We start from the raw sequence: 14,458 nt of genomic DNA, 5'->3' as shown, positions 1-14,458 counted from the left end.
TCCGCGCCGCTCAGTAGGTGAAGACGAATTCGTCGTCGTCGGACCGCTCGCCCGGGTCGAAGGAGGCGTCCTCGGGTACGTGTTCGGCGCCGGCCCGGCCGTAGCGCAGGCTCAGCTTCACCATCACCACCGCCAGGGCCCCGTAGAGCAGGGTGAAGACCGCCAGGGAGGTGGCCACCTCGAAGGTGGTCACACCCGGGGAGACGCCGGTGCGAGTGGTCATCAGGCCCATCACCAACCAGGGCTGGCGGCCCATCTCGGTGAAGATCCACCCGAAACTGTTGGCCAGTAACGGCATGAACAGCACCGTCGCCGCCGCCCAGAGCCAGTACCGGTGGCTGACCCGGTCCTCATCGTGCTCCGAGCCCCGGCCCCGCAACCGCCAGAGCACCGCCGCGGCCACCGCCATTCCGGCGAAGCCGAGTCCCATCATGAGGCGGAAGCTCCAGTACGTCACCGGGATGATCGGGCGGTAGTCATCCGCCTCGGTCAGTTCGTGGCCGGAGTAGGTCATCTCGTAGCGCTGTTGAATGTGGTTGATACCCTCCACGGCACCGGTCAGTGACCCGGTGGCCAGGTAGGACTGCAACTTGGGGACGGTCAACGCCCAGATCTCCTCCCGACCGTCCAGGGTGCCCACGGTGATGATGGAGAAGGGGGCGCCCACTCCCTCCGGGACGTCGTGGTACTGGCCCTCGGCGGCGGCCATCTTCATCGGCTGCACGTCGTACATGACCTTGCCCTGCACGTCACCGGTGACGATCACCAGCGCCCCGGAGATCAGCAGCGCCCAGGCGCCCAGTTTGGCGCCCTTGCGATACATCGGCTTGTCCGCCGCGGGCGTCTGGTCGGTGCTGCGCCATAGGTGCCACAGCGTGAAGGCCAGCACGAACGCCCCGCCGGTCATCCAGGCCGCGGTGAGCACGTGCGGGAAGGCCGCCAGTTGCACCTTGTTGGTGAGCACGGCGAGGAAGTCGGTGAGTTCGGCTCGGCCGTTCTCTTCGTTGATGTGGTACCCGACCGGGTTCTGCATGAAGGAGTTCGCGGACAGGATGAAGTAGGCCGACAGCATGGTGCCGATATGGATGATCCACATACTGGCCGCGTGGAGCTTCTCCGGGATCCGGCCCCAGCCGAAGATCCACAGGCCCAGGAAGGTCGACTCCAGGAAGAACGCCAGCAGGGCCTCGATCGCCAGGGGTGCGCCGAAGATGTCGCCGACGAACCGGGAGTAGTCCGACCAGTTCATCCCGAACTGGAACTCCTGCACGATGCCGGTGACCAGTCCGAGGATGAAGTTGATCGTGAAGAGTTTGCCGAAGAATTTGGTCAGCCGCAGCCACTGCGTATCGCGGGTGCGCAACCAGCAGGTCTGCATGATGGCCACCAGCAGGGACAGCCCGATCGTGATCGGCACGAAGAAGTAGTGGTAGACCGTGGTGATGCCGAACTGCCACCGGGCCAGTTCCAACGCTTCCATGACGCTCCCGCAGAACGAGGGGTGTAGTACTACAAGCGGTAGTTAGCCTACACCCGCGCGCCTGCGGTGCGGTTCAGAGCCCGCCGAGGCGTTGTTCCCAGCGGGCGTGGTCGGCCCAGGTGTCGATGTCGCCGACGTGCTCGGCCCCGGCCCGCAGGTACTGGAACCGCAGGCCCGAGACCAGGCGCCCGACAGGGACGCCGTGGCCGGTTCCGTGCGGGGCGAGAGCCTGGACGAGTGCGTCGTGGCGATAGGCGGCCAGGAGCCACTGCGCGTGAGACGTGGCATCGAGGTGGCACACCACCTCCACCAGGGGGTCGATGGCCGGTAGAGCGCCGATGATCGCGCTCAGCGCAGCCCCGGCGCCCGGCTGGTCCACCGCGAGCACACACGTCCACGGTGCCGGCTCGCCGAGGGCGGCCACACCGGCGTTGATCCCGGCGACCGGTCCGCCACCGGGAGGTTCCTCACTGACCTGCCGTACGCCGTCGGGCGTGTGCGCCTGCCCGACCACGACGACGTCGCGGGCCCCTTGCGCAGCCTCCAGCACCCGAGCCAGCATCGGCCGCCCGGCTACCGGCAGGGCGGCCTTGTCCTGCCCTCCCATGCGGCGTCCACGGCCACCGGCGAGGATCACGACGTCGAAGGAGGGGGTAGCCCCGGGGCTCAACGGTTCTGTTCCCAGCCCCGCTTCGGGGCCCGGCTGCCCACCGCGGCGACGGGGCGCTCATCCCGGCTGCGGTAGACGATGTAGGGCCGAACCACGTAGCCCAACGGGGCGGAGAAGACGTGCACCAGGCGGGTGAACGGCCAGATCGCGAACAGGAAGAACGCCGTCAGGGAGTGCGCCTGGAAACTCCACGGGGCGCCGGTCATGAGTTCGGGCTGGGGCTGGAACCAGAAGATGGAACGGAACCACACCGACACCCCCTCGCGGTAGTCGTAGTGCTCGGTGCCCGCCACCGCGATCATCCCGGAGGACTGGATGGTGTTCAGGCAGCCCAGCAGGATCACCACCGCCAGCACGAGGTACATGAACTTGTCGTTGGCCGTGGTGGCCGAGAACACCGGACCGGTCATCCGGCGCCGGTAGATCAGGATCACCAGGCCGGACAGGGCTGCGGCGCCGGCCAGCATGCCGCCGGTCACGGCGACCACGTGATACGCCTCATCGTTGATGACGGTCTGCGTCCAGGTCTTGGGGATCACCAGTCCGAGGAAGTGGCCCATCACCACCCACAGCATCCCGAAATGGAACAACGGGCTGCCGATCCGGAGCAGCCGTGACTCATACAACTGCGAGGAGCGGGTGGTCCATCCGAACTTGTCGTAGCGATAGCGCCAGATATGACCGCCCACGAAGATCGTCAGGCAGATGTAGGGGAAGATCACCCACAGGAACGTGGTCATCGCGGAACTCCAACGTCGATGGTGGAGCCCAGGAACTTGGGCTCCTGGGCGCCCGTGGGTGTGCCACACCCATCGGACCCGGGGGGTGTGCGCAACTGGTCCAGCGCCGGATCCAGCGCGTAGGGCGCGTTGTCGATACCGACGTCCTCGTGCGGGGGTCCCTCGGCGATCAGACGGGCCAGGGCCAGATTGTCGTCCTCATCCAGATCCGGCAACGTGGCTCGCAATGCCCGCACCACGTCGATCCAGGGGGAGGACCGGCGGAGCAAGCCCTGGTGCAGCAGTTCGATACCGACCCGGTGATGGTTCAGCAGCGTCCAGGCGGCGTCGGCGTCCACCGTGGCACCGAACTCCAGCACCACGCACAGGTGATCGGGCAGCTCGGCACGCTCATCGTGGAGCACCACCCCGGCCTTGCGATAAGCCTGCTTGAACTGCACCAGGGCCGCGCCACGGTTGCGGGTGTCCCCGTGCAGGAAGTAGGTCAGGTGCAGACAGCACTTCCGGGTGACGTCGAAGGTGTCCACGTACTGGGTCTGCAGTTCCGCGGGGTCACTGCGCCGGGCATGCTCGAGGAAGTCGTTCAGTGGTCCGGCGACCCGCTCCGGCAGGCTCGTGGCAACCTCGGCCAGGGTGGGTAACAGGGCCAGGAGCCGCGGTTCGGGGTAACCGAGCAGCAAGGACACGATCTGCCAGGTGTCGGCCTGCTCCCGGGGGCTCAGCGTGGGCCGGGAGCGGCGGTGTCGCAGCCAACGTTTCATCGGGACCCCGACTCCTCGGACTCCGGCGCCGGTGGGAACATCCCCTCCGGCACACCCTTGCCGTCCCAGTTCAACAGGTTGACCCGACCGGACTTGGGCTGCCCGCCCACCAGCGTGTCGGAGGTCTGGCGCTCCTGCAGCACCGCGAAATTCTCCGCGGCCACCCTGGTGCCCTGGCCGTGCCCGGACCCCTCTCCGAAGGGTCCCGAACCGGTCATCAGGTCCTCGTCGAAGCCGCTCACCGGGCAGTCGGTGGCGATCTCCTCCAGGGCGTGGGCGTCCTCGCCATGAGCCGAGGGGATCACGTAGCGGTCCTCGTACTTGGCCAGGGCGAGCAGGCGGTACATCTCATACATCTCCTCCTCGCTCATCCCCACCGACTCCGGGATGATCGCCTGTGCCTCCCGGCCCAGGTTGATGTCGCGCATGTAGGAACGCATCGCGGCCAGCCGCTGGAGCACCTTGGTCACCGGGGCGGTGTCTCCGGCGGTGAACAGGTTCGCCAGGTACTCCACCGGGATCCGTAGCGCGTCGATCGCGGCGAACAGGTTGTCCTGGTCCTCCGCATCGTGGCCGGTGTCCCGGATCACGTCCACCACCGGGGACAGCGGCGGGATGTACCACACCATCGGCATGGTGCGGTACTCCGGATGCAGCGGCAGCGCCACCTCGTAGGTGTTGATCAGGGTGTAGATCGGGGACCGCTGGGCCGCCTCTATCCAGTCCAGCGGAATGCCGGCCCGTTCGGCCTCGGCCTGGACCTGCGGGTCATGAGGATCCAGGAACACCGAGCGCTGCGCATCCAGGAGGGCGTGCTCGTCCTTCACCGAAGCCGCCTCCAGCACCCGGTCGGCGTCGTAGAGCACCAGGCCGATGTAACGGAGCCGGCCCACGCAGGTCTCGGCGCACACCGTCGGGATGCCCACCTCGATCCGGGGGTAGCAGAAGGTGCACTTCTCCGCCTTGCCGGTCTTGTGGTTGAAGTAGACCTTCTTGTACGGGCAGCCGGTGATGCACATCCGCCACCCGCGGCACTTGTCCTGATCCACCAGCACGATCCCGTCCTCGCTGCGCTTGTAGATCGCGCCCGATGGGCACGAGGCCGCGCAGCTGGGGTTCAGGCAGTGCTCACAGATCCGGGGCAGGTAGAACATGAAGGTGTCATCGAAGGCCAGTTTCACCTTGTCCTCGAGGCCCGCGAGCATCGGGTCCTTGGCCGCGTGCTCGCCGGAGCCGCCCAGGTCATCGTCCCAGTTCGCCGACCAGGTGATGTTCATGCGCTCCCCGGTGATCAGCGACTGCGGGGTAGCCACCGGGAAGGTCTGCTGAGCGGGGGCGTTCAGCAACGTCTCGTAGTCGTAGGTCCAGGGTTCGTAGTAGTCCTGGATGGAGGGCATCTTGGGGTTGGAGAAGATCGTGGCCAGTTTCCTCATCCGGCCGCCAGCCTTGAGTTTCAAGCGTCCGCGGGAGTTGAGTTCCCAGCCGCCCTTCCACTCCTCCTGGTCCTCATAGCCACGCGGGTACCCGAGGCCGGGCCGGGTCTCGACGTTGTTGAACCAGACGTACTCGGTGCCGGATCGGTTCGTCCAGGCCTGTTTGCAGGTGACCGAGCAGGTGTGACACCCGATGCACTTGTCGAGGTTCATCACCATCGCCATCTGGGCCATGATGCGCATGTGATCTCCTTCTCGGGGGCCGGGACAGCGCCCGGCCGGGCGGGGGGACGTGGGCAGCGCCTCGGGGAAGGTCAGTACTGCACCGGGGCGGTGCGTCTGCGGATCATCGTCACCTCGTCACGGTTGTTGCCGGTGGGGCCGATGTAGTTGAAGAAGTAGGACAGTTGGGCGTATCCGCCGATCATGTGACTCGGTTTCATCAGGATCCGGGTGAGGCTGTTGTGGATCCCTCCGCGCTTGTTGTCGGTCTCGGTCAGCGGTACGTCGATCAGCCGGTCCTGGGCGTGGTGCATGTACACCGTTCCCTCGGGCATGCGGTGGCTGACGATGGCGCGGGCGGCCACGACGCCGTTGCGGTTGACGGCCTCGATCCAGTCGTTGTCAGCCACCCCGATCTTGGCCGCGTCGACGTCGGACATCCAGATCGTCTGCCCACCCCGGGACAGGCTGAGCATGAACAGGTTGTCCTGGTACTCGGAGTGGATCGACCACTTGTTGTGCGGGGTCAGGTAGCGCACCGAGACCCCGAGTTCGTTCTGGCTCCCGATCGGGGATTCACCGAACAGGTCGGTCATGTTCAGTGGTGGCCGGTACACCGGCAGACCCTCGCCCATCCCGAGCATCCAGTCGTGATCGACATAGAACTGTTGGCGCCCGGTGAGGGTGTGGAACGGTTTGAGCCGCTCGATGTTGATGGTGAACGGGCTGTAGCGCCGCCCGCCGCTCTCCGACCCGGACCACTCCGGGGAGGTGATCACCGGCACCGGGGCGTTCTGGGTGTCGGCGAAGGTGATTTGCTTGCCCTCGTGCTCGGCGGCCAGGTCGTGCAGTCGGGTACCTGTGCGTTGCTCCAGGTTCCTGAACCCCAGCGTGGACAGGTGCCCGTTACAGGTGGCCGACAGGTGCATGATGGACTCGGCGAACTGGATGTCGGTCTCCAGGCGTGGCATGCCCTTGGCCGAACCGGAACGCACGGTGCCGTTGCGGTGGCGGAGGAGATCCACCTCCCGCTTGACGTCGTAGGCCACTCCCTTGGTGAGCATGCCAACCTTCTCCAGCAACGGGCCGACCGCCGTCATCCGCTCGTAGGTGGCCGGGTAGTCCCGCACCACCTCGGCCAGGACCGGTAGCGTCTTGCCCGGAACCGGTTCGACCTCACCGGTCTTCCAGTCCTTGACCCGCCCGTGCACCGTGGCCATCGCCTCCGGGGTGTCGTGCCACAACGGCTTGGTGACCACGTCCTTGCGCACACCGAGGTGGTCGACGGCCAGCTCGGAGAACCGCTTGGCGATCGCCTTCCACGTATCCCAGTCGGTCTTGGACTGCCACGGCGGGTCGATCGCCGGGTTGAAGGAGTTGACGTAGGGGTGCATGTCGGTGGTGTTCAGATCGTGCTTCTCGTACCACGTCGCCGCCGGTAGCACCACGTCGGAGAGCAGGGTGGAGGAGGTCATCCGGAAGTCGAGACTGAGCAGCAGGTCAAGCTTGCCCTCCGGTGCCTGTTCGGGCCACGCGATGCCCTCCGGACGATGCTCCGGCGGCGCCTCGGTGGCCTTGACGGCGTTGTCGGTGCCCAGCAGGTGCTTGAGGAAGTACTCGTTGCCCTTGGCGCTGGACCCGAACAGGTTGGCTCGCCACAGCGACAGGATCCGCGGGTGGTTCTGCGGCGCCTCGGGATCCTCGACGGCGAATCTCAGGTCCCCGCTCTGGAGGGCCCGGGTCACGTACTGGCCTACGTCCTGCCCGGCCCTCGCGGCCTCGTCGGCGACCTCCAGGCTGCTCCGGTCGAACTGCGGGTAACTGGGGGTCCATCCCAACCTGGCGGACTGGGCGAGCAGGTCCATGGTGCTCTTGCCGTTGAACACCCCGGTGGAACCGTTCAGGTTCTCGGCACCGAAGGTGTCGTACCGGTACTGGCTGGTGTTGACGTACCAGTAGGCGGTCTGGTTCATGTGCCGGGGCGGGCGGATCCAGTCCAGCGCGAAGGCCAGGTGCTGGAACCCCATGATCGGCCGGATCTTCTCCTGGCCCACGTAGTGCGCCCACCCGCCACCGTTGCGGCCCTGGCAGCCGGTGATCGTGGTGAGCAGGAGCATCGCCCGGTAGATCTGGTCGGAGTGGTACCAGTGGTTCGTCCCGGCGCCCATCAGGATCATCCCGCGACCCTGGGTGTCGATCGCGTTCTGGGCCCACTCCCGGCTCAGCCGGATGATCTGCTCCGGCGGGACCCCGGTGATGTCGGAGGCCCACGCCGGGGTGCCGGGAACCGACGGGTCGGCGTAGTCGACCGGCCAGGCTCCGGGTAGACCCGGGCGGGCCACTCCGTACTGGGCCAGCAGCAGATCCAGCACCGTGGTGACCACGTGCCCACCGATGCGGCGAACCGGCACGCCCCGGACGTCCAGGTTCAGCGCGCCCTCGGGATTGTCGAACCGCGGCAGTTGCACCAGGGCGGCCGAACCGCCGTCGTCATGGCCGTACAGGCTCAGCGCCGGTTCGATGTCGCCCAGGTCCAGGTTCCACTTCCCGGCCCCCTCCGGGCCGAACCGGTGCCCGATCGAACCGTTCGGGACCGCGACCTCGCCGTTGGTCTCATCCAGCACCACCGGCTTCCACATCGCGTTCTCACTGTCGCACTGGGGGTTGTCGAAGTCCCCGGCGACCAAGAACTTCCCCGGCCGGTAGGTGCCGTCGGCGCCTTCGACCTCTTCGAGGGTGACCAGGTAGGGCAGGTCGGTGAAGCGGCGGTTGTAGTCGGTGAAGAAGTCCACCTGCCGGTCCGCGAAGTACTCCTTCAGCAGGACGTGACCCATCCCCATCGCCAGCGCACCGTCGGTGCCCGGAGCCGAGGCGACCCACTCGTCGGCGAACTTGACGCTCTCGGCGTAGTCGGGAGCCACCGAGATCACCTTCTGCCCGCGGTAGCGTGCCTCGATCATCCAGTGCGCGTCCGGGGTGCGGGTGACCGGGACGTTGGAGCCCCACATGATCAGGTATCCGGCGTCCCACCAGTCCCCGGACTCGGGCACGTCGGTCTGGTCCCCGAACATCTGCGGAGAGGCATTGGGCAGGTCGGCGTACCAGTCGTAGAAACTCAGCATCGGCGCACCGATGAGTTCATGGAACCGGGAGCCGGAGGAGTAACTGACCGGTGACATCGCCGGGATCGGGGAGAAGCCGGCGATCCGGTCCGGGCCCCAGCGTTTGATCGTGTAGACGTGCGCGGCCGCGAGCATGTCCACCACCTCGGCCCACGTGGCCCGGACCATGCCACCCTTGCCGCGGGCGCTCTTGTAGGTGCGCGCCGACTCGGGGTCCTGCACGATCGAGCCCCAAGCCACCACCGGGTCGGTGTACTTGGCTTTCGCGGCGCGGAACATGTCCAGCAGCACCCCCCGCACGTAGGGGTAGCGCACCCGGGTGGGGGAGTAGGTGTACCAGGAGAAGGCCGCGCCCCGTGGGCAGCCGCGGGGCTCGTACTCGGGCCGGTCCGGCCCCGCGGATGGGTAGTCGGTCTGCTGGGCCTCCCAGGTGATGATCCCGTCCTTGACGTAGACCTTCCAGGAGCACGAACCGGTGCAGTTGACCCCGTGGGTGGAGCGCACCACCTTGTCGTGGCTCCACCGGTCCCGGTAGAAGGAGTCCCCGGCGCGCCCTCCGGACAGGTGCAGGCTGCGTTTGTCCTCGCTGACCTCGGCGCTACCGAAGAAGCGCCGGGTGCCCACCAGGGCGCCGCTGAGGGGACCTTCAATCGTGGGGGGCTTGGTGGTGGTCATGCTGGGCCTCCGGTGAGCGGTGTCATCGTTCGTAGGTGGGCGCGGCAGGCGTGCGGTCCCACCTTGGGTTGCAGACTGACCCGCACCTCGGGTTCCCCGATGGCCTCCAGCGTGCCGCGCAGCAGACCGCGGTGGGCCGCGCAGACCACATCGGGATCCTCGGTGGCCATGGCCAGGAAGGGGCAGTAGTGCAACGTCAGTTCCACCGACGCACCGGTGGTGCGCACGTTCGGCCCGTAGCCCCAATCGGTCAGTTCATCGATCAGCCGGCCGATCTTGGCCAGCCAGGTGCCGGGTGTGCGGGCCGGGGCCGGTGAGAGCCCGGGTCCGGCCTGCACCCGAGCCCGGGCCCACGCCAGCCCGGCCTCTTCGGCCCGCGCGGGCCCGTCCTCGCCGGCCTCGAGTTCGGCGTGCAGTCCGGCCAGCGCCTCGTGGTGCCGGCTCGTGGTGGGCTCCGGCCAGCGACTCAGGTGCGAGGTGTAGATCTTGCGCGGACGGCCCACCCCGGTGGGCGGCTCGAAGTGGGCGTGTAGGAAGCCGGCGCCGACAAGTCGCTCGAGGTGGAACCGCACCGTGGTCACGTGCAAGCCGGTGAGTTCGGCCAATTCCCTGGCCGTGCGTCCGGGCGGTGTCGCGGAATCCAGGTCACGGCTGTGGAACAACTCGACCAGGTGTTCCAGGAGTTCCTTGCGCACCGGCGATTCCAGTACTCCCAAACCATCCACCGGTTGCCGGTCCATCATTGGATCCTCGCAATTTGAAGGAACTGCCCTCACGAGCAATCTAGGCCGATCCCGGGGCCCCCGCAAGCGTTCCTGCCGAATCAATTGACCATTGAATTCGGCAACGCCGGCCTTGGAAAATGCGGCTTGAGCGCTCTATTCCAACAGTCGCGGAGAATGCACCGGGATGACCGTTCGGGCATTTGCCGGCTGCGTCGCGTGCGTATTCCCGACCGGATTTCCAGGACGCATCGCGGCTCCGGCCCGGCAGCGCGACAGGTCTCCAGCGCGGTGCGCCCGGGGCGCGTGAGGGGTGTCGTGGCGGCGCGGGGATTTGCACAACTCGGATATGTAATAATTGGGCGTCCCAGCCCGACGCTCACCCGAGGAGCCAGCGATGACCGACGTCCGCCCGATGCTGAACGTGATCCAGGAGCCCGCCGGGTGCGCCTGCGGTGAGCACGATGGTGACCTGCCCGAACTGGATGTACGCCCCATCCCGCACCGGATCCGGCATGGGAGCGTGTTCGGTGCGCTGTCAGCGATCGGTTCCGGTGAGGCGATGGTGCTGGTAGCCCCGCACGACCCCAAGCCGTTGCTGGCCCAGATCGCCGAACGGGAGGCCGGCAGCATCTCGGTGACCTACCTGGAGGAGGGCCCGGAGGCTTGGCGGCTGCGGCTGCAGCGCGACTAGCACGGAGAGGTCATTGACGACGACGGCGCCACCGGTCCGACCGGCGACCGGAACCGGCCGTAGCACGAGAGCGGGCCGGCTGGTACTGCTGTCAGCCGCCGGCGTGAGCATGCTCGCCGGGCTGAATGCCGCCCTGCTGCTGCTGGGCCTGCCCGCCCCGGCGACCTCGGCGGGCCTGCCCGTGCTGCACGGCATGCTGATGGTGCTGGGCTTCCTGGGCGCCCTGATCTCACTTGAGCGCGCGGTGGCGCTGCGGAGCGCCTGGGGCTTCCTCGCACCGACGTTGCTCGGTGGCGGCGGGCTGGCGCTGCTCAGCCCGGCACCGGCGGTGCTGGGCCAGTTGCTACTGGTCAACGGGGCGGCCGTGCTGTGCGCGGTCTACGTGCAACTCTGGCGGCGGTCCTGGGACAACACCGTGCTGGTGCAACTGCTCGGTGCGTTGCTGGCCCTGTTCGCGGCCGCGTTCTGGATCCGGGTTGAGATCGTGGACCTGGTCGCGCTGTTGTCCGGATTCATCGTGCTCACCATCGTCGCCGAACGGGTGGAACTGGCCCGGATCTCCCTGTCCCGCTGGGCCGAGCCGATCGTCCTGACGCTGGCCGGTGCGCTGGTTCTCGCGTCGTTGGCGACCATGGTCTTCTCCCGTGCGGGAGCGGCGGGCTTCGGTCTCACGCTGCTCCTCCTGGCCGCTTACCTCGGGTGGCATGATGTGGCCCGCCGGATGGTTCGGGCCAAGGGCTTGCCCAGGTTTGCCGCGGCCGCGATGCTCGCCGGGTACGCGTGGCTGGCCCTGGCGGGCCTGGTCTGGATGATCGGTGGACCGGCCTGGGTGCCGCACTGGTATGACCTGGTGGTGCACGGGATCTTTCTGGGCTTCGGCATGTCGATGGTGTTGGCGCACGCCCCGGTGATCCTGCCGGCGGTACTGAGGATCTCGCTGCCCTACCACCCGGTGTTGTGGGCGCCACTGGCGGTGCTGCACGCCGGGATGGTGGTTCGCACGTTGGGAATGGTGACGGAAGTGAACACGGTGTGGCAGGTCGGGGGCCTGTTGACGATCGCGGCATTGCTGCTGCTGGCACTCAGCGCGGTGGGCGTGGCGGTCTGGGCCGGCAGGAGCCGAACGACACCGGCGGCCCGGGCATGAGAACAACCACCTCCCCGCCGCAGGCGGGTGCGTCCACCACACGGGGCGTCTGGGCGATGCGGGACCGGCCCGCCCTGCTGTGGCTCGCTATGGCGGTGATCATGGCCATCGCCCACCCGTTCGTGCCCGAGTCCCGCTGGCTGATGGTGCACCTGGTGCTGCTGGGCGCCGCCACCCACTCGATCATGGTCTGGAGCGTCTACTTCGCCCAGGCCCTGCTGAAGACTCCCACAGAACTGGATGACCGCCGTCGTCAGTCCCGGCGGTTGGCCACCCTGCTGGTGGGTGTCACAACGGTGATGGTCGGGGTGCCCACCACGATCTGGCCCCTCACGGTGGCCGGCGCGGTCCTGGTGGTCACCGCTGTGGTGGCGCACTTCCTGGCGCTGTGGCGCCGGCTGCGGCACGCGCTGCCGGGCCGGATGCGGATCACCGTGCACTACTACCTGGCCGCGGCCGCCTTCCTCCCGGTCGGCGCACTGTTCGGGGTGCTGCTGGCGCGCGGGTACCCCGACCCCCTGCACGGCCAACTGCTCCTGGCGCACTCGATGCTGAATGTGCTCGGCTGGGTGGGACTCACCGTGACCGGCACGCTGATCACGCTGTGGCCCACGATGCTGCGCACCCGGATGGACGAGCGGGCCGAGCGCCTGGCCAAGCGGGCTCTCCCGGTGTTCGGCGCGGCCCTGGTGGTGGTCCTGACCGGGGCGCTGGCCGGTGTGCTGGCCGTGGTCGGCGCGGGATTGTCGGCCTACGTTCTGGCGCTGGTCTGGTGGGGCCGGGCGCTGGTGCGGCCCGCGCGCACCCGTCCGCCGCGCGAGTTCGCCCCGGCCTCGGTGGCCGCCGCGATGATCTGGGCGGTGGTCGGTCTGGGGTGGCTGACGCTGAACACCATGATGAGTTCGACCTGGGGGGAACTGACCGCCGGGTTCGGCCCCGTCGTGGCGGTGATCGTGGCGGGCTTCGCCGCGCAGCTCCTCACCGGCGCGATGTCCTACCTGATCCCGGTGGTGCTGGGTGGGGGCCCGGTGGCGGTGCGGACCACCCAATGGTGGTTCAACCGGGCCGGTGCCGCCCGCCTGGTCCTCATCAACCTCGGCCTGGTCATCTTCCTGCTCCCGGTGCCCAGTGCCGTGCGGGTGACCACCTCGGTGGTGACGCTGGCCGGTCTGGCCTGGTTCATCCCGTTGATGCTCGGGGCGATCCGGGCCCGCCGGGCACTGCGCGAGGAACAGGAGGCAGCGGCTGCCGATGCCGGGAGCGCCGAGCGCACTGAGAGCACCGTGGCGGTGTCCCGGGAGCATGCTCGGGGCCCGTTCTGGCGGGGCGGGCAGTTCGTGGGGGCGATCACCGCGCTGGCGGTGGCGACCGCCGTGGGGGTGGGTATGGATCCGGCCGCCGCCGGTCTGGGCACTCCCGCCGGTACTGCGGGGACCGGCGCGGCCGAGGACGTCGTCCCGACCGGGCGGACCACGACCGTGCAGGTGGTGGCCGACGACATGCGGTTCAGCCCCGACCACATCGAGGTCCCCGCGGGGAACAGCCTCGTGATCGAACTGATCAATGAGGACACCTCCGACGTACACGACCTGATCCTGGGCGGTGAGCAGACGCCGCGGCTGGCCACCGGGGAGTCGGCCACGTTGGAGGCCGGTGTCATCTCCGGGTCGTTGGAGGGCTGGTGCACCATCGTGGGGCACCGGCAGATGGGAATGGTGCTCACCGTCAGCGCGGTCGGCGCCGACGGTACGCCGGTGCCGGCCGACCAGGCCGGGCCGGAAGGGGACGATGACGACGTCGCCGCGGCGGGCGGGCACGGCCACGCCAGGCACGGAGGCGGGCAGGGCGATGCCGACGGGCCACGACCGTCGATCCTGCCCGACGCGGCAGAAGTCACCGGCTTCGTCGATCCCGAGCTGCCGCCGCTGGACACCGACGCGGGCACCGTCCACGAGCTCACCCTGACGGCCCAGGAGGTGGAGCTGGAGGTGGCCCCGGGAGTATGGCAGCGCCGATGGACCTTCAACGGTCAGGTACCCGGTCCCACGGTGCACGGGCGGGTCGGGGACGTCTTCGAGATCACCCTGGTCAACGACGGCACGATCGGGCACTCGATCGACTTCCACGCGGGGTCGCTGGCCCCCGACGAGCCGATGCGCACGATCGCCCCGGGGGAGTCGCTGGTCTACCGCTTCACTGCCGGGATGGCCGGGATCTGGCTCTATCACTGCGGCACCGACCCGATGACCAGCCACATCGGGGCCGGCATGTTCGGGGCGGTCATCATCGAACCCGACGACCTGGAGCCGGTGGACCGCAACTACGTGCTGGTCCAGTCCGAGGCCTACCTCCGGGCGAGCGGGCACGGGCGGGGCAACGCTGCCGAGGTGGACGCCGACCGCGCCCGGGCCGGCTCCGCCGATGCGGTCGCGTTCAACGGCATCGCCTTCCAGTACCGTCAGCAGCCGCTCCCGGCACGGGTGGGGGAGCGGGTGCGGTTCTGGGTGCTCAACGCCGGCCCCAACCGGGGCAGCAGTTTCCACATCGTCGGTTCGCAGTTCGACACCGTCTTCCACGAGGGCGGCTACCACCTGAACCGCGGGGTGGACGCCTTCGGCAACACCGGCGGCGGCAGTCAGGCGCTCTCGGTCGCGGTGGCTCAGGGCGGGTTCGTCGAGACCGTCTTCGGCGAGGCCGGGAACTACCCGATGGTCAACCACGTGATGGCTGATGCCGAACGAGGTGCCTCGGGGATCGTCACGGTGACCGAGTAGGCGAGGGCACGTGGAGTT

At 68.3% G+C, this 14,458-nt stretch carries 10 protein-coding genes; 3 read left to right on the top strand and 7 right to left on the bottom strand.

Features of this window, described 5'->3' with window-relative positions:
- Positions 1-10: 10 nt before the first annotated feature.
- From ACPL7H_RS07175 to ACPL7H_RS07145, 7 genes are all read right to left on the bottom strand, one after another.
- On the bottom strand, positions 11-1,480 hold the full coding sequence (locus tag ACPL7H_RS07175; protein WP_424796321.1) for a cytochrome ubiquinol oxidase subunit I: 1,470 nt from the start codon (positions 1,478-1,480) through the stop codon (positions 11-13).
- A gap of 73 nt (positions 1,481-1,553) precedes the next feature.
- Positions 1,554-2,150 carry a molybdenum cofactor guanylyltransferase gene (gene mobA / locus ACPL7H_RS07170; protein WP_424785816.1) on the bottom strand — a complete coding sequence of 199 codons (597 nt, stop codon included), beginning with the start codon at positions 2,148-2,150 and terminating at the stop codon, positions 1,554-1,556.
- Entirely contained in the window at positions 2,147-2,890 is a 744-nt protein-coding gene (narI, locus tag ACPL7H_RS07165) for a respiratory nitrate reductase subunit gamma (RefSeq protein ID WP_424790904.1), read from the bottom strand. Before narI ends, mobA begins: the two co-directional genes overlap by 4 nt.
- Positions 2,887-3,651, bottom strand: coding sequence for a nitrate reductase molybdenum cofactor assembly chaperone (narJ, locus tag ACPL7H_RS07160; RefSeq protein WP_424796320.1), 765 nt, complete (start codon positions 3,649-3,651; stop codon positions 2,887-2,889). Before narJ ends, narI begins: the two co-directional genes overlap by 4 nt.
- Positions 3,648-5,327, bottom strand: a complete 1,680-nt coding sequence (narH, locus tag ACPL7H_RS07155; RefSeq protein ID WP_424796319.1) for a nitrate reductase subunit beta — start codon at positions 5,325-5,327, stop codon at positions 3,648-3,650. The genes narJ and narH overlap by 4 nt, the downstream gene beginning before the upstream one ends.
- Before the next feature lie 71 nt (positions 5,328-5,398).
- Entirely contained in the window at positions 5,399-9,103 is a 3,705-nt protein-coding gene (locus ACPL7H_RS07150; RefSeq protein ID WP_424796318.1) for a nitrate reductase subunit alpha, read from the bottom strand.
- On the bottom strand, positions 9,100-9,843 hold the full coding sequence (locus tag ACPL7H_RS07145; RefSeq protein WP_424796317.1) for a helix-turn-helix transcriptional regulator: 744 nt from the start codon (positions 9,841-9,843) through the stop codon (positions 9,100-9,102). The genes ACPL7H_RS07150 and ACPL7H_RS07145 overlap by 4 nt, the downstream gene beginning before the upstream one ends.
- A gap of 379 nt (positions 9,844-10,222) precedes the next feature.
- On the opposite strand from ACPL7H_RS07145, the gene ACPL7H_RS07140 reads away from it, so the two are divergent.
- Genes ACPL7H_RS07140 through ACPL7H_RS07130 form a run of 3 tightly spaced genes read left to right on the top strand, consistent with a single transcriptional unit; the run spans position 10,223 to position 14,440 of the window.
- A complete protein-coding gene (locus ACPL7H_RS07140; protein ID WP_424796316.1) occupies positions 10,223-10,519 on the top strand; it encodes a DUF2249 domain-containing protein in 297 nt (98 codons plus the stop codon).
- A gap of 13 nt (positions 10,520-10,532) precedes the next feature.
- On the top strand, positions 10,533-11,666 hold the full coding sequence (locus ACPL7H_RS07135; protein WP_424796315.1) for a hypothetical protein: 1,134 nt from the start codon (positions 10,533-10,535) through the stop codon (positions 11,664-11,666).
- On the top strand, positions 11,663-14,440 hold the full coding sequence (locus ACPL7H_RS07130) for a multicopper oxidase domain-containing protein (RefSeq protein ID WP_424796314.1): 2,778 nt from the start codon (positions 11,663-11,665) through the stop codon (positions 14,438-14,440). The genes ACPL7H_RS07135 and ACPL7H_RS07130 overlap by 4 nt, the downstream gene beginning before the upstream one ends.
- Positions 14,441-14,458 lie beyond the last annotated feature (18 nt).

It is taken from the genome of Pseudactinotalea sp. Z1732 (genome assembly GCF_049724975.1).
Classification (GTDB): Bacteria; Actinomycetota; Actinomycetes; order Actinomycetales; family Beutenbergiaceae; genus CALKWS01.
Note: the sequence above shows the minus strand (reverse complement) of the source record. Positions and strands in the feature narration are given on the sequence as shown.